The sequence below is a fragment of the Hymenobacter negativus genome, assembly GCF_017571495.1.
Lineage (GTDB): Bacteria > Bacteroidota > Bacteroidia > Cytophagales > Hymenobacteraceae > Hymenobacter > Hymenobacter negativus.
This window is the reverse complement of sequence record NZ_JAGETZ010000002.1, coordinates 256478-283460: the sequence shown is the minus strand read 5'-3', so window position 1 is coordinate 283460 and position 26983 is coordinate 256478. Positions and strand designations below refer to the sequence as shown.

At 59.1% G+C, this 26983-nt stretch carries 27 protein-coding genes; 18 read left to right on the top strand and 9 right to left on the bottom strand.

The window, feature by feature from the left end:
* Nucleotides 1-194 precede the first annotated feature (194 nt).
* On the top strand, nucleotides 195-1241 hold the full coding sequence (locus tag J4E00_RS05405) for a hypothetical protein (protein ID WP_208174030.1): 1047 nt from the start codon (nucleotides 195-197) through the stop codon (nucleotides 1239-1241).
* A 124-nt stretch (nucleotides 1242-1365) separates the two neighbouring features.
* Nucleotides 1366-1494, top strand: coding sequence for a hypothetical protein (locus J4E00_RS29790; RefSeq protein WP_262898386.1), 129 nt, complete (start codon nucleotides 1366-1368; stop codon nucleotides 1492-1494).
* Nucleotides 1495-1627: 133 nt separating this feature from the next.
* Here the strand turns inward: J4E00_RS29790 and htpG are convergent, their stop codons facing one another.
* From htpG to J4E00_RS05390, 3 genes are all read right to left on the bottom strand, one after another.
* Entirely contained in the window at nucleotides 1628-3457 is a 1830-nt protein-coding gene (gene htpG / locus J4E00_RS05400) for a molecular chaperone HtpG (RefSeq protein WP_208174028.1), read from the bottom strand.
* A 107-nt stretch (nucleotides 3458-3564) separates the two neighbouring features.
* Entirely contained in the window at nucleotides 3565-4041 is a 477-nt protein-coding gene (locus J4E00_RS05395; RefSeq protein WP_208174026.1) for a hypothetical protein, read from the bottom strand.
* A gap of 13 nt (nucleotides 4042-4054) precedes the next feature.
* Nucleotides 4055-4480, bottom strand: a complete 426-nt coding sequence (locus tag J4E00_RS05390; protein ID WP_208174024.1) for a hypothetical protein — start codon at nucleotides 4478-4480, stop codon at nucleotides 4055-4057.
* A 231-nt stretch (nucleotides 4481-4711) separates the two neighbouring features.
* On the opposite strand from J4E00_RS05390, the gene J4E00_RS05385 reads away from it, so the two are divergent.
* The 7 genes from J4E00_RS05385 to J4E00_RS05355 all read left to right on the top strand — a co-directional run bounded on the left by J4E00_RS05385 (nucleotide 4712) and on the right by J4E00_RS05355 (nucleotide 11477).
* On the top strand, nucleotides 4712-5056 hold the full coding sequence (locus J4E00_RS05385) for a hypothetical protein (RefSeq protein ID WP_208174022.1): 345 nt from the start codon (nucleotides 4712-4714) through the stop codon (nucleotides 5054-5056).
* A 109-nt stretch (nucleotides 5057-5165) separates the two neighbouring features.
* Nucleotides 5166-7679 carry a TonB-dependent receptor gene (locus J4E00_RS05380; protein ID WP_208174020.1) on the top strand — a complete coding sequence of 838 codons (2514 nt, stop codon included), beginning with the start codon at nucleotides 5166-5168 and terminating at the stop codon, nucleotides 7677-7679.
* A 123-nt stretch (nucleotides 7680-7802) separates the two neighbouring features.
* Nucleotides 7803-8381 carry an RNA polymerase sigma factor gene (locus J4E00_RS05375; RefSeq protein WP_208174018.1) on the top strand — a complete coding sequence of 193 codons (579 nt, stop codon included), beginning with the start codon at nucleotides 7803-7805 and terminating at the stop codon, nucleotides 8379-8381.
* Between the two features lie 3 nt (nucleotides 8382-8384).
* Nucleotides 8385-8639 (top strand): hypothetical protein, encoded by a 255-nt coding sequence (locus J4E00_RS05370; protein ID WP_208174017.1) that lies wholly within the window; start codon nucleotides 8385-8387, stop codon nucleotides 8637-8639.
* Nucleotides 8640-8799: 160 nt separating this feature from the next.
* Entirely contained in the window at nucleotides 8800-9492 is a 693-nt protein-coding gene (locus J4E00_RS05365) for a ClpP family protease (protein ID WP_208174016.1), read from the top strand.
* 147 nt (nucleotides 9493-9639) lie between these two features.
* Complete coding sequence (locus tag J4E00_RS05360; RefSeq protein WP_208174014.1) at nucleotides 9640-10419, top strand: hypothetical protein; 780 nt, start codon at nucleotides 9640-9642, stop codon at nucleotides 10417-10419.
* A 92-nt stretch (nucleotides 10420-10511) separates the two neighbouring features.
* The gene (locus J4E00_RS05355) at nucleotides 10512-11477 is read left to right on the top strand and encodes a cation diffusion facilitator family transporter (RefSeq protein ID WP_208174013.1); all 966 of its coding nucleotides are present in this window, start codon (nucleotides 10512-10514) and stop codon (nucleotides 11475-11477) included.
* Between the two features lie 57 nt (nucleotides 11478-11534).
* Here J4E00_RS05355 and J4E00_RS05350 read toward each other — a convergent pair whose 3' ends face one another.
* A complete protein-coding gene (locus J4E00_RS05350) occupies nucleotides 11535-11777 on the bottom strand; it encodes a hypothetical protein (protein WP_208174011.1) in 243 nt (80 codons plus the stop codon).
* A 42-nt stretch (nucleotides 11778-11819) separates the two neighbouring features.
* Here J4E00_RS05350 and J4E00_RS05345 point away from each other — a divergent pair, with 42 nt between their 5' ends.
* From J4E00_RS05345 to J4E00_RS05325, 5 genes are all read left to right on the top strand, one after another.
* The gene (locus tag J4E00_RS05345) at nucleotides 11820-13058 is read left to right on the top strand and encodes an MFS transporter (RefSeq protein WP_208174009.1); all 1239 of its coding nucleotides are present in this window, start codon (nucleotides 11820-11822) and stop codon (nucleotides 13056-13058) included.
* A 107-nt stretch (nucleotides 13059-13165) separates the two neighbouring features.
* Nucleotides 13166-13549: a hypothetical protein gene (locus J4E00_RS05340; RefSeq protein ID WP_208174007.1), complete on the top strand. Its 384-nt coding sequence runs from the start codon at nucleotides 13166-13168 to the stop codon at nucleotides 13547-13549.
* A gap of 110 nt (nucleotides 13550-13659) precedes the next feature.
* Nucleotides 13660-14106 (top strand): DUF6526 family protein, encoded by a 447-nt coding sequence (locus J4E00_RS05335; RefSeq protein ID WP_208174005.1) that lies wholly within the window; start codon nucleotides 13660-13662, stop codon nucleotides 14104-14106.
* Between the two features lie 108 nt (nucleotides 14107-14214).
* A complete protein-coding gene (locus J4E00_RS05330; protein WP_208174003.1) occupies nucleotides 14215-14517 on the top strand; it encodes a DUF4286 family protein in 303 nt (100 codons plus the stop codon).
* A gap of 116 nt (nucleotides 14518-14633) precedes the next feature.
* The gene (locus tag J4E00_RS05325) at nucleotides 14634-15221 is read left to right on the top strand and encodes an arylesterase (RefSeq protein WP_208174001.1); all 588 of its coding nucleotides are present in this window, start codon (nucleotides 14634-14636) and stop codon (nucleotides 15219-15221) included.
* Between the two features lie 37 nt (nucleotides 15222-15258).
* Here the strand turns inward: J4E00_RS05325 and J4E00_RS05320 are convergent, their stop codons facing one another.
* Both J4E00_RS05320 and J4E00_RS05315 read right to left on the bottom strand, forming a co-directional pair.
* Nucleotides 15259-16182 carry a DUF72 domain-containing protein gene (locus tag J4E00_RS05320; RefSeq protein WP_208173999.1) on the bottom strand — a complete coding sequence of 308 codons (924 nt, stop codon included), beginning with the start codon at nucleotides 16180-16182 and terminating at the stop codon, nucleotides 15259-15261.
* A 32-nt stretch (nucleotides 16183-16214) separates the two neighbouring features.
* The gene (locus tag J4E00_RS05315; protein WP_317196594.1) at nucleotides 16215-16769 is read right to left on the bottom strand and encodes a phospholipid scramblase-related protein; all 555 of its coding nucleotides are present in this window, start codon (nucleotides 16767-16769) and stop codon (nucleotides 16215-16217) included.
* Between the two features lie 524 nt (nucleotides 16770-17293).
* Here J4E00_RS05315 and J4E00_RS05310 point away from each other — a divergent pair.
* The 4 genes from J4E00_RS05310 (at nucleotide 17294) to J4E00_RS05295 (ending at nucleotide 22956) form a co-directional block, all read left to right on the top strand.
* Nucleotides 17294-18181 (top strand): septal ring lytic transglycosylase RlpA family protein, encoded by an 888-nt coding sequence (locus J4E00_RS05310; protein ID WP_208173986.1) that lies wholly within the window; start codon nucleotides 17294-17296, stop codon nucleotides 18179-18181.
* A gap of 165 nt (nucleotides 18182-18346) precedes the next feature.
* Complete coding sequence (locus J4E00_RS05305; protein ID WP_208173985.1) at nucleotides 18347-20785, top strand: penicillin acylase family protein; 2439 nt, start codon at nucleotides 18347-18349, stop codon at nucleotides 20783-20785.
* A gap of 63 nt (nucleotides 20786-20848) precedes the next feature.
* Complete coding sequence (locus J4E00_RS05300) at nucleotides 20849-21691, top strand: TonB family protein (protein WP_208173984.1); 843 nt, start codon at nucleotides 20849-20851, stop codon at nucleotides 21689-21691.
* Nucleotides 21692-21819: 128 nt separating this feature from the next.
* The gene (locus tag J4E00_RS05295) at nucleotides 21820-22956 is read left to right on the top strand and encodes an energy transducer TonB (protein WP_208173983.1); all 1137 of its coding nucleotides are present in this window, start codon (nucleotides 21820-21822) and stop codon (nucleotides 22954-22956) included.
* Nucleotides 22957-23048: 92 nt separating this feature from the next.
* Here the strand turns inward: J4E00_RS05295 and J4E00_RS05290 are convergent, their stop codons facing one another.
* From J4E00_RS05290 to J4E00_RS05280, 3 genes are all read right to left on the bottom strand, one after another.
* On the bottom strand, nucleotides 23049-23336 hold the full coding sequence (locus tag J4E00_RS05290; protein ID WP_208173982.1) for a hypothetical protein: 288 nt from the start codon (nucleotides 23334-23336) through the stop codon (nucleotides 23049-23051).
* Nucleotides 23337-23523: 187 nt separating this feature from the next.
* Nucleotides 23524-25101, bottom strand: a complete 1578-nt coding sequence (locus tag J4E00_RS05285) for a DUF1501 domain-containing protein (protein WP_208173981.1) — start codon at nucleotides 25099-25101, stop codon at nucleotides 23524-23526.
* 81 nt (nucleotides 25102-25182) lie between these two features.
* A complete protein-coding gene (locus J4E00_RS05280; RefSeq protein ID WP_208173980.1) occupies nucleotides 25183-26922 on the bottom strand; it encodes a DUF1800 family protein in 1740 nt (579 codons plus the stop codon).
* Between the last annotated feature and the right edge of the window lie 61 nt (nucleotides 26923-26983).

Here is a 26983-nt window from a genome sequence, read left to right as displayed (position 1 = left end):
AATGCTAACTAGCCGCAAAATTGAGCAACTGTCATGAGGCCCGGGTTACTCATGCATCAACCCTTTATTAAGAATATAGCACAGACGCTTTTCTTTAGTAATGATTATATAATCAACGCCTTGAGCTCATTATTTTACCTTTGCCAGAACCACTCTATTGGCTCCGGACTATGTCTTTTTCCACCAAAAAACCCTTGATTCGTTCGCTCTTTTCGGCGCTACTGCTCTTGAGTTGGTCGACACTTTTGCCCGCTAAGCCACGCCCACACTACGCCGTACCGGGCAACGAAAAACCGGTGGCGCTGCTTCATTCTGCGAAGTCAACCTACCTCGTCACCGCACACAGCGTCTTCCGGCTCGAAGGCCACGAGTTCGTGCGCAAGCAGCAGTTCAACCAGCTCATTCAGTGCGCCGCCCTGGCAGATACCGCCTTATGGCTGGGCACCCGGACGGGCGTGCAAAACGTGAATACGGTTTCCTTCAAAACGCACACCCTGCGCCTGCCCGGCACCGACGCCGCGCCCAGCATTACGGCCGTTTTTCGGGATGCCCGGGGCGCTATGTGGGTGGGTGCCAATGGTCAGGGCGTGTTCCGCTGGGCCAATAATGTCTTCACGCAAGAGCTGCACACACCCGCTATCAATGGCGGCGTGGCCACTGCCGATAGCTCCGTCTGGATTGCCACGAGTATCGGCCTCAGTCGCAAGCAGGGCACCGAGTGGACGCGCTACAACGAGGAAGGCGTGGCCAACCACGAAATCCCCGATAACATCGTGGAGAAACTGCTGCCCGACAATGCCGGCAACCTCTGGGTCATCATGTCCGATGCCATCTGCGTGTTTGAAAACGGCGGGCAGCGCGGCGCGGCCGAAGAAGAATTGCCTACCGTGAAGTTCATCGGCCGGCCCGGCAACGAGGTAACGGGCGTGGTGGCGGTGTCTGGCGCAGGCCGCCTGTTTGCCACTGCCCAGGGCTTGCTTCTGCTCCCCAACGAACCGGCCGGGTTTGCCAGCTTCACCCCTTCGACCGACAAAGTAGAGCCTAAGCGCCTGCTGCGGCCCGTGACACTGCCCACCAACGCCGGCAACCCCATGCTGCTGGAAGTCGATAAGCAGCAGCGTCTTTGGCTGGCCAGCGAATCAGGCATCACCGTACTGACCAATGCCGAGCTGCGCCACCTGCTGGCCGCACCCGTCACCGGCAAAGCCCTGGCTGGTCCATCCGCCCGTAGCGCGAACTAAAAGTTCGCGCTACATGCCAACGACTCAGCGGGCCGCTGGCTATTCGCAGCTTTTGGAAGAGGAATAGGCAATCCCACGCTTTTCCACGCAACTTGCTGCGCCTTATGCCTCCCGCTCATGCGTAGTGGTCACCTCCAACTCGGCCGTCCTCGACCGGGCCGGGGCCTGGCCCAACCTCGCCGACTTGGCTTTAGCGGCAGAGCCACCGAACTGGCTGCTCGATTTAAGCGAGGATGGCAACATGAACTCGTAGGCGCGTCTTAACTCCACCCGGGTGTCGTTCTGATAACGCGAACTAAAAGTTCGCGCTACGGCCCTTACACGAGCACAAAAAAGCACCCGGAGCTATTGCCCCGGGTGCTTCTCCTTATCTGCGACTGAACAGCTTACAGCAGTTCGGTGCTGCGCTTTACAAACTGCGTCAGCGCTTCCCCTTTCAGCATGCCTTGTGCCAGCAATGCTAGGTCGAAAGCTTGCTTGGCAAGCTTGTCGCCACCGTCGGCAAGCACTTTGCTCACCAGCGGGTGGTTGGCGTTCACGGTCACATCGTACGACTCGGGGAAGGCACCAAACATCTGCATGCCGCCTCCGCCACCGGTGCGCTGCATGTCCTTCATACGGCGCATAAACTCGTTTTGAGTAATGACTACCGGGGCATCCTGCGGGCTGAGGGCGGCTACTTTCACGTGCATGGCCGGGTTGGCAATAGCAGTAGTGAAGGTTTCTTCCAGCTTCTTGGTGTCGTCCTCGCTCAGTACGCTTTCGGTGGTTTCGTCCTTTTCGATGAGCTTGCTCAGGGTGTCGGCGTCCACGCGCTTGAAGCTGGTTTTTTCCAGTTTCTGCTCCAGCTGACCTACGAAGTGCGGGTCGAGCACTTGGTCGAAGTTCAGCACGTCGTAGCCACGCTCCTGGGCGGCCGCCACGAAGCTGTGCTGCTGCTCAGCGTCGTTGGTGTACAGCACGACGGTGTTGTCGTTTTTATCCTTCTGGTTGGCCTGGATGTGTTCGGTGTACTCGTTCAGCGTGAAGAGTTTGCCGTCCACATTCTTCAGCAACACGAAGTCCTTGGCCTTCTCGTAAAACTTCTCATCCGAGAGCATGCCATATTTCACGAACATGCCGATGTCAGACCACTTTTCCTCGTAGCCAGCCCGGTCCTGCTTGAAGAGGCTGCTCAGCTTATCGGCTACTTTCTTGGTGATGTAGGTATTGATTTTGCGGACTGCGGCGTCGGCCTGCAGGAAGCTGCGCGACACGTTCAGTGGGATATCGGGCGAGTCAATTACGCCGTGTAGCAGCATCAGGAACTCGGGCACCACGTCCTTCACCTCGTCGGTGATGAACACCTGACGCGAGTAGAGCTGAATCTTGTTGCGCGAGAATTGCAGCTCGTCCTTCACTTTCGGGAAGTAGAGAATACCAGTCAGGTTGAACGGGTAATCCACGTTCAGGTGAATCCAGAACAGGGGCTCGTCCATGCTCATGGGGTAGAGCTCCTGGTAGAATTTCTTGTAGTCCTCATCGGTCAGCTCGCTCGGCTGCTTGGTCCAAATTGGGGTCGTCTGGTTGATAACCTCGCCCTCAAACTCAATCGGAATAGGCAGGAACTTGCAGTACTTGGTGAGGATGGTGCGCAGGCGGGCCTCTTCCAGAAACTCGTCCGAATCTTCGGCCACGTGCAGCACTACGTCGGTGCCGCGCTCGGCTTTTTCGTGCTCGCCGGTGGGCTCATCAAGGGTAAACTGCGTGCTGCCATCGCACACCCAATGCGCCGTCAGGGTGTCGTCCTTATACGACTTCGACCAGATTTCCACCTCCTTGGCCACCATAAAGGCCGAATAGAAACCCAGGCCAAACTGCCCGATAATCTGGTCTTTGGCATTGGCATCCTTCTCTTTATACTGCTCCACAAACTCGGTGGCGCCGGAGAAGGCAATCTGGTTGATGTATTTCTTGATTTCTTCGGCCGTCATGCCCAAGCCGTGGTCGGAAATCGTGATTTTACGGGCTTCTTTGTCCACGGTCACGCGCACTTTCAGCTCGCCCAACTCGCCTTTGTACTCGCCTAGTTGGGCTAGGCTTTTCAGCTTTTGGGTGGCGTCGACGGCGTTCGAAACCAATTCCCGCAGGAAGATTTCGTGGTCGGAGTACAAGAACTTCTTGATAATCGGGAAGATGTTCTCGGTGTGGATGGAGATGGAACCGGTTTCTTGCATGATGCAGGTATCAGGAAAGGTTGAAAGTCAGACGGAATGGCTGGGCACAGCGGTGCGAGCCACAACTTCCGTAGCTTTCAAAGGGCGTTCCAAGGGTTGATTTTCTGTCAAGTTGACAGCGGCATGAGTTGGAGCTGGACCAATCCCTCATCCCATTCAGCTTGCAAACGCTGCACGGCGGCCGCGTCGCCTTCCGTTAGCCAGTCGAGGGCAGCGGGTACGTCTGCAAACACCTGCATCTCGAAGCGCATGAGGTGGCGGCCTACCCACAGCATGGCCTCGATGGCCATTTGGTTGTGCAGCTGCTCAGGCGTGAAAATAACGGCTACGCAGCGCAACGGCCGCCGGGCCACCTTCGGAAACCAATGCACTGACAGCCATAGTTCATCTTGAATATCAATGAGTGGCATGCCGTGAAAGTCTATCAGCGTATGGGTGGGCTTGTTCGCTACCACCATATCACGGCCGTAGGCCAAGCCAGCGCGCAAAGCATGGTTGGCCGGGCCGCCCACCCACTGAAACCGCATCAGGCGCAAGTCAAGGTCGTGCTGAACCTGCAGATTATGAGCAAGTGGAAACACCATCGGACCGGGGAAGCTACGAGTCGTAGGGCCGGTACTGCGGCGAGCGATACTCGGCCGTACCGGGCGCGGGCAGGACACTAGAGCTGTGCACGGCGTCCCATTCGGCCAGCAGGGCGGGCAGTCGCTCGGAGTGGTCGCTGAGCCAGTGCAGACCAGATGCGGGCTGCGGAAAATACTGAATATCACAGCGAATGAACGGCTGGGCGATGTCAATCAGCGCGTCAATGGCCATCTGGTTGTGCAAACGGTGACGGTTGTTGATAAGCACTACGCGCTCCAAGTGAATATGCTCTACTTCGGGCATCCAGTGCGTGCCCAGCCATACCTGGTCGTACACCGAAATGTCCGGAAAGGTGTTCATGTTCAGCAGCAGGTGCCGCACGCTCAGCTGCAGACTTAGCTGCAACAGCTGCTCGGCACTGCTTCGAAAGGTTCGCATGTCGGCTCCGGAAGCCCACTCAACGCGCAATAGGCCGAGTACCTCGTCATATTGCAAAGAAAGGTCGGAAATATTACTAATTATCACAGAAATATAGCGCTTTAACCGCCAAGGGCGAATATACGGTAGGCGCTACGATAAAACTCAACCGCCCAGATTTCGTTCAACGCCGGAATCCGGAATTTTATTCTGCGGCGCAGCTTTTAATTGCTGTGCCCCATCTTTGCACCCGTGTCCGCCCTGCGCTCCCATATTGCCCTCGTCCTGCTGCTCTGCCTCGTGCGGACGCTGCTGCCCGAGGCGTGGGTGCTGGCCTTGCACAGCCACGAACACACCACCGAAGAGCCGGCCCAGGCCCCCGCCTTCCGGCACAAGGGCAAAGCCTTGGTGAGTAAAGAGCATAAGCACTGCCAGGTAGAGGACTTCTACAACGTGCCGTTTGTGGCAAGTGCCCCCGTGGTGGTGCCGGTGCCGGTGGCGCGGCCGTGCTTTGCTACCATGCCCGTGCCCACCGTGGCCACCGCGCCCTGGATTGCGCGGGAACCGGCTCAACTGCGCGGGCCGCCCACCGCCTAAGCGGCACCCCGGCTTTTCGTAATTTAAGCTACGCCCTGCCCCGACTGCGCCGCGGTCTGGGGGCCGGCTTGCGCTTATGCCGCCTGCGGGCGGCCCTCCCTTTTGTTTCATGTTTGCTTTCTTCTCGAAGTCTGGTTTCTCACTAAAAGCCCCTTCTACTTCGCTCACTGTGTTGGGCTTAATTAGCGGTTCACTTACCGTTGCTACTGCCCAGGGCCTGCAGAATGCGGGCATTCCGGCCCCAGCTGCCGCTCGCAGCCGGGCAGCCGCCCCACCCTTCACGGGCCGCGTGACCGATGCCGCCACCGGCGAAGCATTGCCGGGGGCCAACATTCTCTTCACCGACCTAAAGCAGGGCGCGGCAGCCGGGGCCGATGGCAGCTTTAGCTTCAGCAGCCTCCCGCGGGGGCGGTTTACAGTGCAGGTGCGCTCGCTGGGCTACAACACCGTGACGCAGACCGTGGACACCGGTAGCGGCCAGCCACTGGAGTTCAAGCTGACGGTGGCCGCCACCGAGATTGGGCAGGTGGTGGTGACAGGGGTATCCCAGGCCACGCAGCTGCGCCGCTCGCCCATCCCCACCACCGTGATTGACCGCACACGGCTGAACCAGACCTCATCGACCAACATTGTGGACGCCATCGCCCACACGCCGGGCGTGAGCCAGATTACGACCGGCGCGGCCATTAGCAAGCCTGTGGTGCGCGGGTTGGGCTATAACCGCGTCATTACGTTAAACAACGGAGCCAAACAGGAAGGCCAGCAATGGGGCGACGAGCACGGCATTGAGATTGATGAGTTTAGCGTGGACCGCGCCGAGATTATCAAAGGTCCTGGCTCGCTACTTTACGGCTCCGATGCCATGGCAGGCGTCATCAACTTTCTGGCGCCCGAACCCATTGCCGAAGGCCACATTACGGGCCTGGCTACGGCCAGCTATCAGACCAACAACCACCAGCAGGGCTACTCCTTCCAGAATGCAGGCAACCTCAACGGCTTCAACTGGCTGGCACGGGGCACCCGCAAGGTGGCCGGCAACTACCAGAACCGCTACGACCGCCGGGTGTACAACTCGGGCTTTAATGAGTGGGATGCCAACGGCTACGTGGGCTTGAACAAAAGCTGGGGCTACTCCCACCTGACTTTCAGCACCTTCAACCAGCGTCTGGGGCTGACCGAGGGCGCCCGCGACCCGCAAACCGGCCGCTTTCTGAAAGACGTGGCCAGCGGCGACTCGACCCTGAGCGTACCCGTGACCGACGGCGACTTGCGCGGCTACGGCCTGGCCGTGCCCCAGCAGCAGATTAACCACCTGCGCCTGGGCGTCGACAATAGCTTCATTCTGGGCTCGAACGGGGCCCGGCTGGGCCTGCAGGTGAACTACCAGCAGAACCTGCGCCGCGAATACGGCAATGTGCTCGACCCCGCCGAAACCTCGCTCTACTTCCAGCTGCGCACCGTGGACTACGCTCTGCGCTACTTCCTGGCTGAGCACAACGGCTGGAACCTAACCCTGGGCACCAGCGGCTTGCACCAACAAAACCGCAACCTGGGCGTGGAATTCCTGATTCCGGCCTACAAGCTGAACGAAGCTGGCGTGTTTGCGGTAGCCAAGAAAACCATTGGCGCACTGGATATCAGCGGTGGGCTGCGCTACGACGTGCGGCAGATTTCGGCTGATAAGCTGCTGCTCAACGAGAACGAGCAGCCCACCAGCAACCCCGAAGCGGAACTCAAGTTTCCGGGTTTCATCAGCACCTTTCGCAACTACAGCGGCAGCGTGGGCGGGGCATATAACCTGAACGAGAAGCTGACGGTGAAGGCCAACCTCTCGCGCGGCTTCCGAGCTCCGAACATTGCCGAGCTGGGCTCGAATGGCGAGCACGAGGGCACTATTCGCTACGAAATCGGCAACGACAACCTGCTGGCCGAAACCAGCCTGCAACTCGATGCTGGCGTGAGCTACGTGACCGACCACGTCCGCTTCAGCGTCGACGCCTTTGAGAACAGCATTGACAACTACATCTTTACGCGCCGCCTGCTCACGGCCAGCGGGGCTGACTCGCTGCGCGGCGACAACACCAGCGCCTATAAGTACGAGCAGGGCCAGGCCCGCCTGCTGGGTGGTGAAGTCAGCCTTGACCTACACCCCCACCCACTCGACTGGCTGCACTTCGAAAATTCGTTCTCGATGGTGCGCGCCCGGCAGCTGAACGTGGCCGAAGCCGAACGCTACCTGCCCTTCATCCCCGGCGACCGGCTGCAGTCGGAGTTGCGGGCCAACTTCCGCCGCCAGGGCAAGCGCATCACCAACCCCTACGCCCGCGTGCAGCTGGAACACACCTTCGACCAGAACCGCTACTTCTCCGCCTTCGATACGGAGACGGCCACGCCGGGCTACACGCTGATTAACGCGGGCATCGGGACCGATTTGGCCGATGCGCAGGGCCGAACCTTATTCTCACTCTTCATCACGGCCAACAACCTGTTCGACGTCGGATACCAAAGCCACCTGAGCCGCCTGAAATACGCCGATTTCAACTCCTCGAATGGCCGCACCGGCGTGTTTAACCAAGGGCGGAACGTGAGCGTGAAGCTGGTGGTGCCGCTGGCATTTAAGTAATAAAAGACAGTTGCGGCAGCTTTTAGTCGCCCGCGCTTCTAGCCAGAAGCGTGGGCGACTTTTTTTACAGACGAAGGGTGATAGTTGGGCCGGAAATGGATTAATTAGTACATGGCTGCTCCGATGACTGCTTCTCCTCGCCTTCCGAAAACGCCGCCGGCCTCGGCGACTCTCCGCCACGCCCTGCTCACCAACCGCGAGCAGGCCCTGACCCGGCTCTACCACCAGGCCTTCCCGGCAGTAAGCCGATACATCGGCCGCCACGGTGGTTCGGAGCAGGATGCTCAGGACATTTTTCAGGATGCGCTGGTCATCCTCTATGAGCAAGCCATAGGCGGCACCCTTACGCTCACCGCCGCGCCCCGCACCTATCTGATGGGCATCGGCCGCAACCTGTGGCACCACGAGCAGCGCCGCCGCGCCCGCCTGTCATACGAGGCCCTGCCTGATGACTTGGAGCCACTGGTTGCCGAAGCGCCCGAAGAATCCACCTTTGCCGTGCTCGACTACGTAGAGCGCCTGGGCGAGAAGTGCAAGAGCATGTTACTGGCCTTCTACTACTTTCAGCAGCCGCTCACCCAGATTGCCGCTACCAACGGTTACCGCTCCGTGCGTTCGGCCACGGTACAGAAATTCAAGTGTCTGGAACGGCTGCGTGACTCGGTGCGCCGGGCTTTCAAGGCTGAAACCATCGAATTGTAAGCCATGCGCCCCGAGCTCGAACGCCTGCGCCTAATTGAGCAGCAGTTGCTCAACACTCCCGCCGCCCTCCCAGCCGAGGACTGGAACCTACGCCTGCTGCTGGATGGTGAGCTGGCCGTTGATGCGGAAGCCCAACGCCAGCTGTACCAGGGCCTGCGCCAAGCTGGCCGCCAGCAGCTGCGGCAGGAACTCCGGCAGATTCACGCGCAGCTATATGGTGGCTGGCGGGGCTGGCTGCGCCGTGCCTGGGCCATGTAATTACCTTCTTTTTCATAAGGCTCCTCTCTTCTAGGCAGAGGGACCGGGGGTGAGGGTCCGCCGTTTGCCCCAATTCACATTATCTCACTACGGGCCACCAATCCCGTGCTTTTTCAGCACGGCTGGCCCCGTCATGCCTTTTATAACCCCAATAAACCCCATGCTCAACCAAACCGAATTCCGCAAATTTGCCGTACACGGCCAGGGCCTCAATGGCCTGCGCGTCGACCAATACATGGCCCAAGTCGAAGGCCAGGTCCGGCCTTACATCCACAACATGACCCGCTCCGTCATCGAGGAACGGCCGCAGAACTTCCGTGAAATCGACGTGTTTTCGCGCCTCATCATGGACCGCATCATCTTCCTGGGCCAGGCCGTCGACGACCACATTGCCAACATCATCAACGCCCAGCTGCTGTTCCTGGAATCGGCCGATGCGCGGAAGGACATTCTGCTTTACATTAACTCGCCGGGCGGCTCGGTGTACGCCGGCTTTGGTATGTACGACACCATGCAGTACGTGCAGCCCGATGTGGCCACCATCTGCACCGGCCTAGCCGCTAGTATGGGGGCCTTTCTCCTGTGCGGCGGCGCCATCGGCAAACGCTCGGCCCTGCCCCACGCCCGCGTCATGATTCACCAGCCCAGCGGCGGCGTGCAGGGCCCCTCGGCCGACATCGAAATCACGGCCCGCGAAGTAGTGAAGCTGCGCCAGGAGCTCTACGGCATCTACGCCGAGCGCACTGGCAAAACCTACCAGCAAATCCACGACGACTCCGACCGCGACTACTGGATGCGCGCCGACGAAGCCCAGGCTTATGGTCTGATTGACGAGGTGCTGGAGCGGAAGTAGCGCGAACTTTCAGTTCGCGTCCCCGCGCCATTCCAACGACTTTCGTTCCAGGACGCGAACTGAAAGTTTGCGCTACTGCCCACATACCAAGGCATCTGCGGCAACGTTTCCCGCTTTACTTTTAAGCGTCATCCGCTCTGCCATTCCATGCAAGCCCGCCTTCTCCTCTCGGCCCTGTGGCTGCTGAGCCTGTTACCCGTACCGCGCTCGCAGGCGCAAGGCCGGCTGCTGGGGCCGTGGCGGCTCACGTACACAATGCAGGAGCGCTGGGTACATGGCCCCGATACCGTCGCCAAAGAAATGGTGCGAGGATGGGAGCCGGATTGGTCTTATCACGAAGTCCGCTGGGATGTCGAGCCCGATTCCATTCGCCTGTTCCTCAACTGCGAGAATCCACTCATTGCCCCACCCCAGCCGCGCAAAGGGCAGCTTCCCATCCGCTTCACGGCTACCGGGGCCACGGTGCGGCTCGATGCCAAGACCCACCGGCTGCTCATCGCTCCAACAGCAACGACCGTTACGCTTTGGGCGTACCGGGGGCGAGCATTGGTATTCAAGCATCAGTTCATAGCCATTACACCGCCGCTACCCAAAGTAGAAGGAAGTTATGGGGGTGCTATGCCCTCCGACCTCAGACCTGGCGAGGAATGGTATCGTCAGTTATTTTTAAGGGCAGTTCCTTCTGCTGAGTTTTCTTCATTTATGCCCAATGATGCTCACTATCGGGTGTCACAATATCAGGTTAGTTTCTTGCGTAATGATGTTCTAATTAGGCCTACAACTACTATAAAGAGCCCCAGTGATTTCATAGGACTTAAATATTGCGACCTGATTCAAGTGGATGTGCAACTGGTGCAACGTCAAAATTTCCGAGGAGTAGTTGAAACGTTGCCCTTGCGCAAACGCATCATGATTAAGGTTCAGTAATAAAACCCTGAACCTACTACCCGAGCACGCGCCCAACCGCACCGAAAGCCCAGCCGTTTACGTTCTTCGTATAGCGCCAACCGCTTTCCCTCATGCCCCACGACCACTCCCACGCCGGCCATCAGCACGCCGCGCCGCCCGCCGGCGGCGCGTTCAGCGCCGCCTTCGCCATCGGCATCGGCCTCAACCTGGCCTTCGTTATTGCCGAAACTATCGGCGGCTTCTGGGCCCATTCCAGCGCCCTGCTCTCCGATGCCGGCCACAACCTGAGCGATGTGCTGAGCCTGGCCCTGGCCTGGGGCGCGGCTTGGCTAGCGGGCCGCCCGGCCACGCGGCGCTACACCTTCGGCTACCGCGGGGCCACCATCCAGGCCGCGCTGCTCAACACCGCTTTGCTCTACGCCGCGCTGGGCTTCATCCTCTGGGAAACCATCGACCACCTGCGTCACCCCGAGCCGGTGAACGGCCGCTGGGTGATGATATTGGCCGGAATCGGCATCCTCGTCAATGGTGTCACGGCCTTGCTGTTTCGTAGCGGGCAGAAGTCCGACGTAAACGTACGCGGCGCCTACCTGCACATGCTGACGGACGCGCTGGTGAGTGTGGGCGTGGTGCTGGGCGGTGGCTTGGTTATGTACACCGGCTGGACCTGGCTCGACCCCGCCATCAGCTTTATCATCTTGGGCATCATTGCCTATAGCTCCTGGGGGCTGCTGCGCGACAGCCTGCGCCTGGGCCTGCAAGCCGTGCCCGACGGCATCGACCCCGAAGCCGTGCGTAACTACCTGTTGCAGCAGCCACAAGTGCAGTCCGTGCACGACCTCCACATCTGGAGCCTCAGTAGCTCCGGCCACGACGCCGCCCTCATGGCCCACCTCGTGCGCCCCGGTGGGGCCGATGCCCAGTGGCTCGCCACTCTTACCAAAGGCTTGGAAACCGAATTCCACATCCACCACAGCACCGTGCAGGTCGAGGATGGCCCCATGCCCGGCGGCTGCCACAGCGGCTGCCACGAAACCGAGCACTCCGTAGCGGAGGCGGCTCCCGTTCATCATTGACTGGCTGAGGTCAGGGCCATATAAGAGCTGGGCGAGGCAGGTTCCTTCGCCTGTATATCATGATTCTTTGGCTGCCGGCACAGTATCTTTTACAGGAAGTAGGATTTCTTCCACTACCAGTAGGACTTCGTTGGCCACCAACAGGATATCTGCGGCAGGAAGTAGGATATCTTTTATATCCAGTAATCTGTCTGTTCCCACAAGCAGGATATCTTCTATGAGAAGTAGGATATCGGCGGAGTGAAGGAGAATATCTTCAAGCGTCAGTAGGACATCTGCCGGATAGCGCGGCAAATCCATGGCTAGCGCCCATCTTTCGGGCATATTTCACGCCTCTTGCTAATGCCAGCCTCCCTCCCACCCAAAACCACCGTCTTCACCGCCGCCGTTATCGTGGCGGCGCTAGGCTATTTCGTCGACATCTACGACCTGATTCTCTTCAGCATCGTGCGCGTTGCCAGCCTCAACGAGTTGGGCATTACCGACGCCAAAGCCGTCACCGACCGAGGCCTGTTCCTGATAAACATGCAGATGGGAGGTATGCTACTCGGCGGCATCCTGTGGGGCGTACTCGGCGATAAGAAGGGCCGGCTCTCGGTACTCTTCGGCTCTATTCTGCTGTATTCGCTGGCCAACATCGCCAACGGCTTCGTCACCACCATCGACCAATACGCCTGGCTGCGGCTTATTGCCGGCATCGGACTGGCCGGCGAGTTAGGGGCCGGCATCACCCTCGTGAGTGAAAGCCTGCCCAAGGAAAAGCGCGGCTACGGCACCATGATAGTGGCTACCATTGGCGTGAGCGGGGCCCTGTTGGGCTACTGGGTAGGCAACCGCTTCGGCTGGCGCAATGCTTATTTCGTGGGCGGCGGGCTGGGCCTCGCGCTGCTGCTATTGCGCGTGAGCGTGTTCGAGTCGGGGATGTTCCAGCAGCAGGCCCAGTCCGACGTGGCCCGGGGCAATTTCCTCAGCCTGTTCACCAACGCCGCCCGCTTAAGTAAATATCTGCGCATTTTGCTGATTGGGGTGCCGTTGTGGTTCGTGGTGGGCATCCTGGTCACACTGGCGCCCGAGTTTGGCCGGGCGCTGGGCCTCACGGGCGAGGTCACGGCCGGGCTGGCCGTATTCTGGTGCTACTTCGGGCTGGTGTTCGGCGACTTTTTCAGCGGGGCGCTCAGCCAGATTTGGCACTCTCGCAATAAGGCCCTGCAAGTGTTTCTCGTGTTTTGTGCGGTGTTGGTGGGCACCTATTTATTCGGCGTGAAGGATGCTTCGCCCACGGCCTTCTACACCGTGTGCTTCGTGCTGGGCGTGTCGGTGGGATTCTGGGCCCTGTTCGTGACGGTAGCCGCCGAGCAATTCGGAACCAACCTGCGGGCCACCGTGGCCACCACGGCTCCCAACTTCGCGCGGGGTGCCGTGGTGGGCTTGGTGCCGGCCTTCAAATACCTGAGCGGGGCGTTGGGCGGCATTGTACCAGGCGCTGCAGTGCTAGGTGGGCTCTCCCTCCTGGTGGCCTTCTGGGCCGTGCGTACCCTGCCCGAGAGCTACGGCAAAGACCTGGACTACGTGGAAGAATAAGGCAGTTAGTACGGCCGTGGTTAAAGCAAAAAACTGATTAATAAAAACTTTGCTCTGGCCCCTAGCGTAAAACAGCTCAAACCTAACGGGTTGCCCAACCCACTCCCATGAAAAAATTCTTTGGCCTTGTGGCCATTCTCGCGGCTACGGCCTTCTCGGCCCACGCCCAAACCGCTACCCCCGACCCAGCTCCCCTCACCCCCGAACAGCAGGCGCAACGCGCCACCGATGCCAAAGCCACCTACGAAGCTCAAAAGCAGCAATCCAACAACAACGACCAGGCAGTACGCGACAGTCGCAGCCAGCTGAAAGAAACCGCGAGCCAGGAAAAAGACCTCAAGCGGCAGCTAAAAGAGCAGCACGAAGCCGAAAAAACCCAGAAGGCCCAGCTAAAAGCGCAACGCCACGACGCTAGCGAAGCCAAAAAGCAGGAACGTGCCGCCCGCGACATGGCCAAAGCCGAGAAAAAGCGCGCCAAGGAAATGAAGTAACGGCCAGCTTCTTCCGTCTGTCTACAGAAAACTCCGGCTCCAGCCGGAGTTTTTTATTGCGCTCCTTTTCCCACCGAGCCCTACTTTCACCCCCAATCCCGCTCTTGCTTATGGCTACGCCTACCAAAAACACCACCATGTACTACCCGTGGCACCACTTTGTGCTACTGCCGCTGGCCTTTCTCATGGCCGGCTATGCCATCACCCGCTACACCAAAGTAGCCGGCGATGACGACCAGACTGCCCGGCTCTGGTTCACGGTAGCGGCGCTGGCCGTCATTGGCCTGGGTGTGCTCGTGATGCTACGCCAGCACTATGCCCTGCAACTGCAGGACCGCATCTGCCGGCTCGAAGTGCGCCAGCGCTATTTTGAAGTAAGCGGCCAGCGTTTCGCGCCGCTCGAAAAACAGCTCAGCCTCAGCCAAATCCTAAGCCTGCGCCTGGCCGGCGACGCCGAGCTGCCAGCCCTTGCCCAGGCCGCCGCCGCCGAAAAGCTTTCCCCCAAAGACATTCAGGCCCGTATCACCGACTTTCAATTCGACGCCATGCGCGTGTGATTTTTCCAGTTGTTAGTTGCTCGTTGTTACTTGTCAGGCGGCTTAAGCTCGTCTGCTTTTACCCAGGCCCGCACTAACAACCAGCAATACTAACTGACGACTAACTACATGATTCTCTACAACGTTACCAGCAGCATTGAGCCGGCCATCGCCGACGAATGGCTGGACTATATGCGCTCGACCCACATGCCCGAGGTGATGGAAACCGGCTTCTTCATCAAAAGCCAGCTCCTGCGCTTGCTCAATGAGGAGGACAATGGCATTACCTACGCCGCTCAATACTACTGCATCGGCCTGGAGCAACTGGAAGACTATCAAACTGTTTGCGCCCCGGCCTTGCGCGCCGACATGGAAAAGCACTTCGCCGGCAAGTACGTGTCGTTTCGCACCATCTTGGAAGTGGTCGATTAGGTAGTAACAGCCAGAAAACATTATGCGTCGGCTCCACCCGACATGAAGTTTTCTGGTTACTATCTTCCTCTAGTGCGGGCACGAAAAAGCCCTTTGTGCTGTTAAATCAGCACACTATGAGAACCATCATCTTTTTCGGCGACAGCCTCACGGCTGGCCATGGCTTGCCCGCGGCGGCCAGCTTTCCTACGCTTCTCCAACAGCGTCTCGACGAGCAGCAACTTTCCTACAAAGCCTATAATTATGGCGTGAGCGGCGAAACCAGCGCTGGGGGCCGCCAACGCCTCGCCGCTGTGCTAGCCCGGCATTCGGTCGATGTATTCGTACTGGCGCTGGGCGCTAATGATGGTATCCGTGGTATTCCCGTCCGCGAAACCACCCAGAACCTGCAATTCATTATTGATGCTGTGCGGCGGCAGTACCCACAAGCCCAAATTGTGCTGGCGGGCCTGGAGTTTCCCTTCGACCTTGGCCCTCTCGGCGGCCACCGCCTGGCCCATTACGCCACCGAGTTCAAGGCCTTGTTTCGCACTTTAGCAGAAAAAAATAGCCTGCCATTCGTTCCCTTCCTGTTGCAAGGAGTGCTGGGCCACCGCGAGCTCAACCTCGCCGACGGTGTGCACCCCAACGCGGCGGGCCAGAAAATCTTGGCTGAAAACGTGTGGCAAGTGCTAGGCCCTCTGCTGCAAGTCCACGCCTCGTAGACCGAGTACCGCGAAATTCCATTTCGCGGTACTCGGTCTAGCCAAACAAACTTCCCTGTACCGGCTGCGGAATAATAGCTGGTGGCGGCACATCAATCCCCGTCAGCACTTTCACCTTATTCAGTAGATACTGCGTGAGCAGCGGCGCGTGGCGCACGTCCTTTTGGTGAATGAAGAAGTAGATTTCGTGAATACCCTGGGCTACCCAGGCGGCCATACGCTCGGCCCAGGCATCGGCGCGCTGGTAATCAGTGCTGTGCAGGCCGTGGCCGTTGAAGCGGATAAAAGCCGTGGACGTGGTCAGGCGCATGTGCAGCACGTCGCGCCGGCCGGCCACATCGGTTAGCACCAGGGTTTTGTTGAGAGCTTCAAAAGTGGCAAACACCGCATCAGCCAGGCCGTGGTCCGAAAACCAGCGAGGATGGCGCAGTTCCACAGCCAGCGGCACGGTTTCGGGAAAGTCGAGCAGAAAGCGCTCCAGGCGCGGCAGGTGTTCGGGACCAAAGTGGGGCGGCAACTGCAAAAACGCCCAGCCCAGGTTTTCTCCCAGCGCTTCGAAGGCCCGCGCCGTGGTCACCACCAGGTCATCGGCCTGAAACAGCTCCCGCTCATGGCTGATGCTACGCGGCAGCTTCGGACAGAACTTGAAGCCGGATTCTGGTCCCACGGCTTCGCGCCAACGCCGCACCGTGGCAGCATCAGGAATGCGGTAGTGGGTCGTATTCAGTTCAATGCTATTGAACTGCTGGGCGTAATACCGCAGGTAATCCGGCTCCTTGATGCCCGCCGGGAAGTACGTACCCAGCCATTCTTTGTTCGTCCAGATGGGGCAGCCGATGTAGAGCCGCGCCGATGCCGGCTGCGTGGGGCGGGCACGGGCCAGCACACGAGCCGTTTCGGGGTGGTCGGTCGGCAGGCCGAAATCAACGTAACGCAGGTCGGGCAGGCGGCCAAAATCCATGGGGCAAAGGTACTCTCCGCGCTGCTGGCGCGCTATTCGGCGTATACCATGTCGATGCCAATGGCCGCTGCTACAATCATGATGCGGATGGTGTCCGTGGCACTCACTGTGGGCTCAATGTTGATAACGTAGTTATCGGCCGACGTAAAAAGCTCCTTGCCCAGCCCCATCCATTGCTTGGTGAGTAAGGCAATCTGCTGACCGCCGCGCAGAAACTTGTAGTCAAAGTTTGACCACTTGCCTTCCACCGTACAAATAACCTGGTCGTTGGTGTCCAGCACGTCCAGCTTGCCCCCAATGCTGAATACTTTTTGACGAAACTTCCCCACCAAGTGCTCATTGCCATCGAATACTTGCACCGTGGAGCGAAAAATGGACACGCCTCTTTTCAGGCGGAGGACATTTTGGCCCACGCCATCTTTCACCTCCACATTGAACGGTGTATGGCCTTTATACTTAGTAAAACGCAGTATTTTGGTGAAGAAACCCAAATTGGGCTCCCGGCATTCTAATAGAATTTGCCGGGATTCAAGGTCCAGAACGTCGTAGTTATTAGCGGCTTTGAAAATGCCCAGATGCTCTTTCACAAAGAACTGGTTCCTAGTAAGTGCTGCGTTCATCAATAGTTGTTCAAGAAAAAGGGAGAATAAGCCGCAAGTATAGGCTCTTTCAGCTGCAATACGGCTCTGATAACCCTGCATTCGGGCTTCGGCCGCAGCCTAGTCTTGCGCTATTCCCGCGCCCGTGCAGGAACATGAAGTGGCAGCAGACAGCTCCGCAGCCAGCGGCCGAATTGCTGGCTAGGCCTTTACGAAAAAAACGGGACTTATGCAACCAGGTTTCAAAGACGGCTGGCGAGCCAATGCCGAAATTTTATACCCGTCGCATAATCTAATTTCGGTGTCTGCGCAATGGATTGGACTGATTTCGGCAAAATATAGTTTGAGGCAACGCTACGGCTGCTTTTCCAGCCAACATGAAGATTAATTAAATGCAAGTTTTCTTTGTTTTGGACAATTTTTTACCTAATCCAATTAGCAGCGCTCGTTAAAATTTAGCATTGCTTGGATGAATGAGCCTATGTTTGTTTTGCTCACCATCTGCAAATCGCATGATTTTATTTCGCCGCTCCATAGTACTCGTCCTTTCCAGTTGCTTCTTCTTTTTGCTGACTTTTATGGATGCCTCGGCGCGCACTGCTCCTGGCACTTCCACCGCAGCACCTGCCCCTAGCTCAGCTACCACTGTGCTGCGGGGCCGGGCCTCCTGGTATGGCAGTTACTTTCAGGGCCGGCGCACCAGCAGCGGTGAGCGTTATAACCGCTTCAAGTATACCTGCGCCCACAAAACGCTGCCTTTTGGCACCCGACTGCGGGTAACGAATGTGAAGAATGGAAAATCAGTCGTGGTGCGTGTTTCCGACCGCGGCCCATTTCGCCACCAGCGCATCCTCGATTTATCAGAAGCCGCTGCCCGTCCGCTAGGCGTGGTTGACTGCGGTGCCGCTACGGTCATTGCCGAAGTAGTAGCCGACGATGCCCCCCTGGGCCCCGCTACTACTCCCGAAAACTTCGCCACCCTCTACGCCGCCGACCCCAACCCCGCAGCTGCTTTCACAACTTACTCGGTAGCGCCGGAACCGTCAATTAGCCCGGCCGACTCAACGGCGCGGGTAGCTGCAACGGCCACGCTTCTCGCCGCTTCCACCGCCACCAAGGCAGAAGTAATCACCGCCGTCGAATCGGTAAACTGCCCATCGGGCTTCTTCATCCAGGCAGGCTCATTTATTGATGCCGCTAACGCTACCTCAGTGCAGGCCCGCATTAAGTCGCTGCTACCCGAAATTCAGGTGAATATCTCCCAGGATTTAGTGGATGGCCGCCAGCGCAGCCGCGTGCTTGTGGGCCAGTTCGGTGAGCGCCCCGAGGCCGAAGCTGTGCGCCAGCAGTTGCTGGTGTGGGGCATCGGCGGGCTGGTACGCGAAGTCGCCCTTCGATGACGTTATTATAGTTGTTGGTTCTCAATTATCAGTTGCCAGGCGGTTTCAAAGCTTGTGTGCTGATAACGTATTTATTCTAAAAGGCCAATTGACGATATTGTCGTTAATTGGCCTTTTCTTATGCCAGAAGTCCTGACAACGGACGACTAGCAACTGACAACTACCATGCTTAAAGCGCTACTGGCCCTGGCCGCTACCTGCACCCTTGTCTGGGCACTGAATGTACCGCACGGCACCGTGCCACCATTTGGCAAGCTGCTGAGCCCCTACCGGGGCTTTTGGCAGAACGGAGAGCGGCCCGAAGATTTTCCTGCCCACCAGACATTGGCCCTGCCCGGCCTACTGGCGCCCGTAACGGTACGCTACGACGACCGCCGGGTACCGCACGTCTTCGCCCAAAACGACCACGACTTGTACCTGGCTCAGGGCTACCTCACGGCTCGTGACCGGCTCTGGCAGATGGATTTTGTGGCGCACGTAGCAGCCGGACGCCTGGCCGAAATTGCAGGGCCGGAGCGGCTGGAAACCGACCGTTTTTTCCGACGCATGGGGCTGGGTTTTGGGGCGCAAAAATCGACCGAAGCGGCCCTGGCCGACCCGGTGAGTGGTGCCGTGGTGCGGGCGTATTCCGATGGCATCAATGCTTATATCAACAGCCTCACGCCCGCGACTTATCCATTTGAATACAAGCTACTGGACTACGCACCGGAGCCTTGGGAGCCTTTGAAAAGCGCCCTCATTCTGAAGTACATGGCTTTCGACCTGACGGGACGCTCCGACGACCTGCGCATGAGCAACGCTTTGCGCAAGTACGGCCCGGCAGTGATGCGTGACCTGTTTCCGGACTACCCCACCCGGGAGTCGCCGGTGGTGCCAGCTGGTACGCCGCTCGATTTCAAGCCCCTGGCCGTACCACCCGTACCGCAGGCTTTCGCGGCGGCCGAAGCCCCCTACACACCCAACCAGGAACCTGACCGCGAGTTGGGGTCAAACAACTTCGCGGTGAGCGGGGCCCGGTCGGAAACTGGTTTCCCGCTCCTCGCCAACGACCCGCACTTGCAGCTCAATCTGCCCAGCATCTGGTACCAAGTGCAGTTGTCCGCGCCAGGTGTGAACGTGTATGGAGTGAGCATTCCTGGCACGCCGCTGGCCATTATCGGCTTCAACGAGCAGGTGGCCTGGGGCGTGACCAACACCTACGCCGACGTGCTGGATTGGTACCAGATTCAGTTTCGGGATGCCACGCGACGCGAGTACCTATATAATGGTCAGTGGAAGCCGGTGCGCCGCGTGGTGGAGCACATCAAGGTGCGCGGGAAAACCGACCGGCTCGATACCGTGCTCTACACCCACCACGGTCCGGTGGTGTATGAGCGGCCACAGAGGCCCTTCCTGCCCCAAACGCCCATCGGCTACGCCGCCCGCTGGACGGCCCACGACGCAGCCAACGAATTCCTGACCTTCTACCGCCTCAACCGCGCCCGCACCTACACCGACTACACGGCCGCCTTGGCCAGCTACGGTGCACCGGCTCAGAACTTCATTTTTGCCGATGCGGCGCAGGATATTGCGCTGTGGCCCAATGGCCACTTTCCCCTGAAATGGCGTGAGCAGGGCAAATACCTGCTCGATGGCCGCGACCCAGCGCAGGAATGGCAGGGTTGGATTCCGGCCGCGCAGAACCCGCACGTGAAGAACCCAGCGCGGGGCTTCGTGTCCTCGGCCAACCAATCGTCGGTGCGGCCCGAGGACTACCCGTATTACCTGAACTGGGACTACGGCTCGTCGGAGCGTGGCCGGCGCATCAACCAGCGTCTGGAGCAGATGCCCCGCGTGACGGCCGACAGCCTGCGCCAACTCCAGAACGACAACTTCGGGATGAACGCCCAACTGATGCTGCCGCGCCTGCTGTCCCTAGCTGGCAAGCTGCCGCCCGCTTCGCCCGAGGGCCGGGCCCTGGCTGCCCTACGCACCTGGAACTACCAGTACACCGCCGATGCTATCGGCCCGAGCCTGTTTGAATTGTGGTACGACAACTTGGTGAAGCGCCTTTGGGACGACGACTTCCCCACCGACCCCAAGGGCCTAGCCTACCGCTATCCCGCCCGCGACCGCACCAATAACCTGATTCTGAAGGAAGACAGCAGCCGCTGGATTGACGACCGCCGCACCCGCGCCACCAAAGAAACCCTGCCCCTGCTGGCCCGCCAAAGCCTGAGCTGGGCCGTGGACAGCCTCACCCGTAAGTTCGGCGCCCAAAGTGCCAAATGGCGCTGGGCCAGCCAGAAAGGCACCGATGTCCTGCACCTGCTCAAGCTCCCCGGCTTTGGGGTGATGGACGTGGACTGCGGCGGCGGCGCGGGTATCGTGAACGCTACCACCGAGCGCACGGGCCCCAGCTGGCGCATGGTGGTAGCCCTGGGCCCACAGGTGCGCGCCTACGGCGTGTACCCCGGCGGCCAGAGCGGCAACCCCGGCTCGCGCTACTACAACGACATGCTGGAAACCTGGCGCGTGGGCCAGCTCGACGAACTGGTGTTTCTACGCACCGCACAGGAACCAAATACCCGGGCCGCCACCGCCTGGACACTGCAAGGGAAATAACCCCCTTTCCCTCGTTTTATCCGAAGGCTACTGACCATCTTCTGAACGTCTGCTTTCCTTTCCATGCACACTTACCCGCCATTTAAGACAGCTTGCCTTTTTCGTCAAGCGTTGCTTTTCACTGCCCTGCTATCCCCGGGCCGTGCCTTTGCTCAGAAAGAAATTTCACCAGCAAATAACGACTCTATCAATCTAGCTACGAATACTTTTGATAGAGTATACACCGAAGTTGAGCACATGCCTCAGTTAGCCGGCAAAAGTGGTAAGCGCGCTATTATTGACGCCATATACAAAGAGCTACGATACCCCGAGTATGCAATCCGCCAGGGCATTGATGGCATTGTCATGGTCAATTTTATTGTGGACAAGAAGGGATACGCCCGCAACGCCAGAATCGTCAGAGGCATTGGTGGGGGCTGCGATGAGGAGCTACTGCGGGCTGTCGGGCTATTACCCCGTTTTACCCCGGGCACCCAGTTGGGGAAACCAGTAGACGTGGCCATCACCATATCCATCACGTTCCACCGTGATGATTCCGGCCGCACCAGAGGCGAGATGCTGGACACCCTGCGCCGGGTCTACCCGCTGGTGGATGAAATGCCACGCCTTCCAAATGGAGGCGGCAATCCCGCCATTTTCCAGGCTGTTCAGCGGGCCGTCATCATGCCGCCTGAAGTTGCCAATGACACTCTGCCTCGTAAGGTATTCGTTGGTTTCACCGTTGGGCCCAGCGGTGTCATGCGCGATGTCAAAATCGTCAGAAGCCTGAACGCCAACTGCGACGCCGCCGCTCTGGCAGCCGTGCGGCAACTTCCACGGTTTGTCGGGGGTAAGTTGAATGGCCTGCCGGCATCGGTGAGCTTTACCGTTCCAGTGCTGTTTGGGCGGCTTCCTGCAAAGCGCTGACGAACCTAGCTTTACATTCACCGTTGTGGTATCCGGCCAGCTCGTCAAGATGTGGTGCCGTATACAGCCGCACAGCTTATATAAATCCTCGGTTTTTGGAAAAATCGCGCCTGACCTAGCTTTGCGATATGGACACTCGTTTCGTTCCGCTCAGGCAGCCTGATAGCCGTCATTGCTTCTTTAAAAAACGGGTATCGGTGCTGCTTTTGCTCCTGCTTGGCATTGCCGCGCCTGCCACAGCCCAGCGCTACGGCCAATATGCCACCGACACCACCCAGATTTTTAACTACGTAGACCAGATGCCTGCCCTGCCAAACGGCGGTGGCAACCTGGCGCTGGTGAAGGCTGTGCAGCAGCAGTTGAAGCTGCCCATCGATGTGCGCGAGGGCCGCACCGAAGGCCGCGTATTTGTGCGTGTGGTAGTTGGGGTGAGCGGTGTGGCCCGGCAAGCGGCTATTGTTCAAAGTCTCAGCCCAGCTTGCGATGCGGCAGCCCTGGCCGCCGTGAAAAAGATGCCACGCCTACGTCCGGCCCTCTATCAGGGCCAGCCGGTGGCGGTGCTGCTCACCGTGCCGGTCATGTTTCTGTCGCCGCGTCACGTGTATGCCACCACCGAAGTCGCTCGGCAAGCCCAGTTTCCGGGTGGTGATGCGGCACTGGAGCAGTACCTGCAAAAGAACAAAGTGACACCCGAAGAAGTACGACTGCGCGACCTGAAAGGCCGCGTCACGGTTCGCTACGTCCTGAAAGCCGACGGCCGCATCGGGGCCACCGAAGTCCTCAACTCCCTCTGTCCCAGCTGCGACGATGAGGCCCTTCGCCTCGTGCGCGGCTTTCCCCGCTGGCAACCTGCTCAAGGCTACGATGACCAGCCCGTGGCCGTGTCCCAGGCCGTGAATGTGTGGTTTAGCCCGCCTCCGCCGCCCGCCGGTATCGCCGCACCAGTGCCCGAAAACCAAGTATACAGCCAGGTCGAGCAAATGCCGGAGCTGCCCGGCCGTACCAGTGTCAACAGCCTGCAATCGGCCCTACAGGAGCTTATAATTTACCCAGAGCGCACTACCAACGGCACGGGCCAGGTCAGCTTCGTAGTAGAGCCCGATGGTCGCGTCACGCGGCCCGTCATGCTGCAAAGCATCAGCAGCGAGATGGACGAGGCGGTGCTGGCCGCCGCCCTGCGCCTGCCTCGCTTCACGCCGGGCCAGCATCGGGGCCAGCCGGTAGCGGTGCGGCTGGCCGTACCAGTGGTAGTTGAAATCCGCTAACAACTGCGGTACCTGTCAGTGATTGTGCATCGATAAAAATGCAAAAAGGCGGCTTCCTTGGAGGAAGCCGCCTTTTTCATAGCTGCATCGCGCTATTTTTTGTCTTTACGGTCGCTCACATCGTGGGCTTCACCTTCGTGGTCATCGTCGGTGGCACGGTTGATGAGCACCACTGCCACGGCAGCAATAGCCGCAATGCCGAGCACCATCTGGGTTGGGGTGAACCGCTGGGCCGCTTTGCGGAGTAGCACGCCGCCGTTTTTCAGCAGGTCATCAATACGGTCGTGGTCGCCCTGGAAAACGTGGTAGGCACTTTCAAACGTGCGGGCAAGGTCTTCGGGCAGAATTTTTTCGAGTTGTTGTTCGATTTGCGCTTCCATAGAGCAATGGTATTGAAACGAGGAGGTGAATGAGGAAGAGGCAGCCGCCTCGAAAAGCCTGTACGCAAAAGGGTGCAACCGGGCTGCCTTTTTTCGATATAAACACAAAATAACCGACCACCTAGCTCGCCAGCTATTAGGCAGTTAGCAGAACCGACTACCGCTTATTTCCTGATAGTTAACCTGCTTACTCTACCACCACAATGCGCGAACCTGAGCGCTTGGCCTCGCGCACTTGGCAGTAATAAGCCCCGGCGGCCAAGCCGCTCAGGTCTACCGGCAGGAACTGTGGGCCGGCGGCCAGCACCTGGTCCACGGCGCGGCGTACTTCGCGCCCCAACGCGTCGAGCAGCACTATTTGGACGTGTCCACCGGCGCTCTCGTAAGCCACGACGGTGCGGCCATCGCGCGCCACCGGGTTGGGGTACACCGTAAAACTTGCCACCTCGGCCGCTGTATTGGTGGCTGTGCCGGTGCCCGGACGCAACACCGGCACGTAGGGGAAGCTCTGCCCAAACAGCTGCGTGAGCGTGGCCGGCGTCACCTGGAACAGGTCTTTCAGGATGCTGGTATAGATGCTGCGAAAGTCGAACTGCATGGCCACGTTGTCGTTCACGCCGGCGTTGGCGGGCAGCGTGGGGTTGGGGCCGTGCACCATGGGGTTCACCCGCGAGCCGAACACCAGCAGCGGGGCAGCCGAGCCGTGGTCCGTGCCGTAGCCCGAATTGGCCCTGATGCGCCGGCCAAACTCCGAGAAGGTCATGCCCACTACCCGGTCCTGCACGTTGTGCCGCTGCAGGTCGTCCTGAAAGGCACTTACTGCCTCGGCAATCTTGCCCAGCAGCGTGGCGTGGGTGCCACTAGTGGTGCTGCCCGTGGCAGGCACCTGCAGCGTGTGCGTATCGAAGCCCCCGAGCTGGCACACGTAAATGCGTGTTTGCAAGCCCCCGGCTACGAGTTGGGCCACTATCTTAAGCTGGTCGGCCAACGAGTTCTGGCCGGCCGTGGGGTAGAGCGGGGATAGGTTCTGGGCCCGCCCAGCCGCTGCCTGAATAGCCGTGGTGTACACCTGCGTCTGGCTCACCACCTGCCGGATAAACGTCAGCTCATGGCCGGCCGGCGTGTTTGGGGCCACATCCACCCCACCGCTCAGCAGCTGGTAGAACGACGTAGTGCTGGCAATGGCCATGCCCATGTTCACGCTGGGCCCCTGCGCGCAGTTGCTCACTACCGAACCAATACTGATGGCCAACGGGTCGGGGTTCTGGGTATTGGGGTAGCCGGTGGGGTAGCCAGCGTATTCGCCGTCGAGGTAGCGGCCCGCCCAGCCGGTAGTCCAGGTCACATTAGAAGCCGAGCCCGAGGTCCAGATATCGGTGGCCCGGAAGTGCGAGAAGTTGGGGTTGGGGTAGCCCACGCTCTGCACCACCCCTAGTTTGCCGTTCTGAAACAGGTTGTGAAGCGAGGCCATGGCCGGGTGAATACCGGTGTTAGTAGTCAGGCTCAACACTTGGTTTTGGGGCAAGGCAATGTTGCCGCGCGCTGCCATCAGGGCCGGGTACTGGTCCAGCGGAATTATCATGTTCAGGCCATCATTGCCGCCTTGCAGCTGAATAATGACCAGTACCTTATCCGATTGCGTGGCGGCATTGGTGAGCGCCGCCAACTGGGGCGAGTATCCGTAGGCACCAATGGGCAGCCCACTCAAAAAGGCAGTACCAACGGAGGCCGCAGCCGTGGTTTGTAGAAATTCGCGACGTTTCATATTTAAGCTGCTGGCTATTCGCTGTTAGCTAGTAGCCAGCAGCTTGAATTGACGAATGAATATATTGCGCGGTCTAACGGCTTAAGAAAGATGATACTCCGCCAGTCCCATCAGCGCGCGCAGCATGGCCTGCAGCTTGGTGGTGACGGCCGCTTTTTTGGCCGTATTGGTGGGTGCGGCCAGGTACTGCTGCCACTCCACAGTCCACTCAAAATCGGGCAGTCCAGGCAGCAGGGTATTTTTCAGGAAGTCAACCTGATTAGCCGTCAGGCTGATTGGCAACATCAATCGCACAAACTCGTCGATGAGCAGGTTGCAATCCGAAGCTGTGGCGGCGGGCAAGGACTGCGCCAGCGCCAGCACATCAATCACGATTTTGACGCCGCTGCGCGTGTATCCTGTGCTGATGAACAGGTCCGTTACCTGATTGCGGCGCGGCAGTGTCACGGCATTTATCCAGAGCTCATGGAACTGCGGCGTCTGGTAATAGGCGGCCCAGCCGGCCACATTGGGCGGGTCGCCCAGGGTTTGCTGCTGCACGTTGGCCAGGCCATTGATGTAGTCCCACATCACGTACTGGGCCGTCAGGTTGCCGCTGGTCGGAAACACTACCTGCATCTGCCGCAACATACCCACCGTGAAATCCAACGGGCTCTTAATCAAGCAGCCCACGTTGAGGGTATCAAAGAAATGCTCGGAGCTCAGCAAGGTTCGCAGCACCGGCGCAATGTCGTAGTTGTTCTGAATGAGCAGCGTGGCCAGCGGCTGAATGATATCTGTTTCCACCTGTGCATCAATCAGGTAGTACACAAACCAGCGATAGAGCTTGCGCACAATGAAACGCGCTGTCTCTCCCTGCTGGAAAATTAGGTTGATGAGGTTTTGATATTCCGTAGCACCTGCCGACGTAATACTGGCCCCGCCGAAGGCCGACGAAAATACCTTGGTCGTTGTATCGTGGCGGCTGGCAGTAAAGTAGCTGCCCACGGGCGGCGTACTCAGGTCGCGCCAGCCGGTGAGGACTTTGGCAGCGGCCTGCACATCGGCTTCGGTGTAGTTGGTATAGTTGCCGGTACCAATAAGGGGCCCTTTGCCCACCGTGAAGAGTTCCAGCAGCTCGCGGCCGTAGTTCTCGTTGGGGGCCCCACCCGTGCTCTGGTTGCCATTGAGATAGCGCAGAATGGCCGGTGTCACAGTCACATCCTTGGTCAGCTGCCGGAAGTTACCCAAGGCGTGTTGGCGCAGCAGGCGCACGTACTCGTAGCCCATCCGGGCATCATTAATATCGCCGAACTCAACCACAAAGTGGTTGTGCCAGAACAGCGTCATTTTTTCCACCAGCGTGGTGTTCTGGTTCAATAACAGGCCCAACCACCAGTCCCGCAACGATGCCCGGCGCACGCCCTCAAAGCTTTGGTCAAATACCTGCGCCGTCCAAGTGGTGCCGATGGGCACGCTGGTATCGGTGGCCGATACATTCAGGGGTGGGTCGGGGGCAGTGGCTGGGGCCGTGAGCAGCCCGTTGAGCACCGACGTCAGGGTGGAGCCAGCCGCCGTCAGAATCTCGCTACGGGTGGGCCCAAACAGGCTGCGGCGCAACAGGTGCGCGGCCTGCGCGTAGCCCCAGGTGCCAGTGTAGGGCGCCAGGGTGGTAGTGGTGCGGGCCAAGCCAGTGGGTAGCTTGGTATTGGCATAGCGGCTGATTACCTCAGGAGGGTCCTGTTGGGCCTGGGTTGCGGTTGGCGCATCTGGTTGGGCCACTGCGATAGACGACGCGCTTAAAACGGCTGCGTTTCGCTGGAGGAAATGTCTACGATTCATGAGCAGGCGCGTAAGAATAGAACCAAAAGCAGCAAGTAAAACCTCCTGTCAGCCAGTTAAT

Coding starts and splice junctions, on each gene's coding strand:
- htpG (WP_208174028.1), bottom strand. CDS start 3,457: ATGCAAGAAACCGGTTCCATCTCCATCCACACCGAGAACATCTTCCCG.
- J4E00_RS05395 (WP_208174026.1), bottom strand. CDS start 4,041: ATGGTGTTTCCACTTGCTCATAATCTGCAGGTTCAGCACGACCTTGAC.
- J4E00_RS05390 (WP_208174024.1), bottom strand. CDS start 4,480: ATGCGAACCTTTCGAAGCAGTGCCGAGCAGCTGTTGCAGCTAAGTCTG.
- J4E00_RS05380 (WP_208174020.1), top strand. CDS start 5,166: ATGTTTGCTTTCTTCTCGAAGTCTGGTTTCTCACTAAAAGCCCCTTCT.
- J4E00_RS05375 (WP_208174018.1), top strand. CDS start 7,803: ATGACTGCTTCTCCTCGCCTTCCGAAAACGCCGCCGGCCTCGGCGACT.
- J4E00_RS05370 (WP_208174017.1), top strand. CDS start 8,385: ATGCGCCCCGAGCTCGAACGCCTGCGCCTAATTGAGCAGCAGTTGCTC.
- J4E00_RS05365 (WP_208174016.1), top strand. CDS start 8,800: ATGCTCAACCAAACCGAATTCCGCAAATTTGCCGTACACGGCCAGGGC.
- J4E00_RS05360 (WP_208174014.1), top strand. CDS start 9,640: ATGCAAGCCCGCCTTCTCCTCTCGGCCCTGTGGCTGCTGAGCCTGTTA.
- J4E00_RS05355 (WP_208174013.1), top strand. CDS start 10,512: ATGCCCCACGACCACTCCCACGCCGGCCATCAGCACGCCGCGCCGCCC.
- J4E00_RS05350 (WP_208174011.1), bottom strand. CDS start 11,777: ATGGATTTGCCGCGCTATCCGGCAGATGTCCTACTGACGCTTGAAGAT.
- J4E00_RS05345 (WP_208174009.1), top strand. CDS start 11,820: ATGCCAGCCTCCCTCCCACCCAAAACCACCGTCTTCACCGCCGCCGTT.
- J4E00_RS05340 (WP_208174007.1), top strand. CDS start 13,166: ATGAAAAAATTCTTTGGCCTTGTGGCCATTCTCGCGGCTACGGCCTTC.
- J4E00_RS05335 (WP_208174005.1), top strand. CDS start 13,660: ATGGCTACGCCTACCAAAAACACCACCATGTACTACCCGTGGCACCAC.
- J4E00_RS05330 (WP_208174003.1), top strand. CDS start 14,215: ATGATTCTCTACAACGTTACCAGCAGCATTGAGCCGGCCATCGCCGAC.
- J4E00_RS05325 (WP_208174001.1), top strand. CDS start 14,634: ATGAGAACCATCATCTTTTTCGGCGACAGCCTCACGGCTGGCCATGGC.
- J4E00_RS05320 (WP_208173999.1), bottom strand. CDS start 16,182: ATGGATTTTGGCCGCCTGCCCGACCTGCGTTACGTTGATTTCGGCCTG.
- J4E00_RS05310 (WP_208173986.1), top strand. CDS start 17,294: ATGATTTTATTTCGCCGCTCCATAGTACTCGTCCTTTCCAGTTGCTTC.
- J4E00_RS05305 (WP_208173985.1), top strand. CDS start 18,347: ATGCTTAAAGCGCTACTGGCCCTGGCCGCTACCTGCACCCTTGTCTGG.
- J4E00_RS05300 (WP_208173984.1), top strand. CDS start 20,849: ATGCACACTTACCCGCCATTTAAGACAGCTTGCCTTTTTCGTCAAGCG.
- J4E00_RS05295 (WP_208173983.1), top strand. CDS start 21,820: ATGGACACTCGTTTCGTTCCGCTCAGGCAGCCTGATAGCCGTCATTGC.
- J4E00_RS05290 (WP_208173982.1), bottom strand. CDS start 23,336: ATGGAAGCGCAAATCGAACAACAACTCGAAAAAATTCTGCCCGAAGAC.
- J4E00_RS05285 (WP_208173981.1), bottom strand. CDS start 25,101: ATGAAACGTCGCGAATTTCTACAAACCACGGCTGCGGCCTCCGTTGGT.
- J4E00_RS05280 (WP_208173980.1), bottom strand. CDS start 26,922: ATGAATCGTAGACATTTCCTCCAGCGAAACGCAGCCGTTTTAAGCGCG.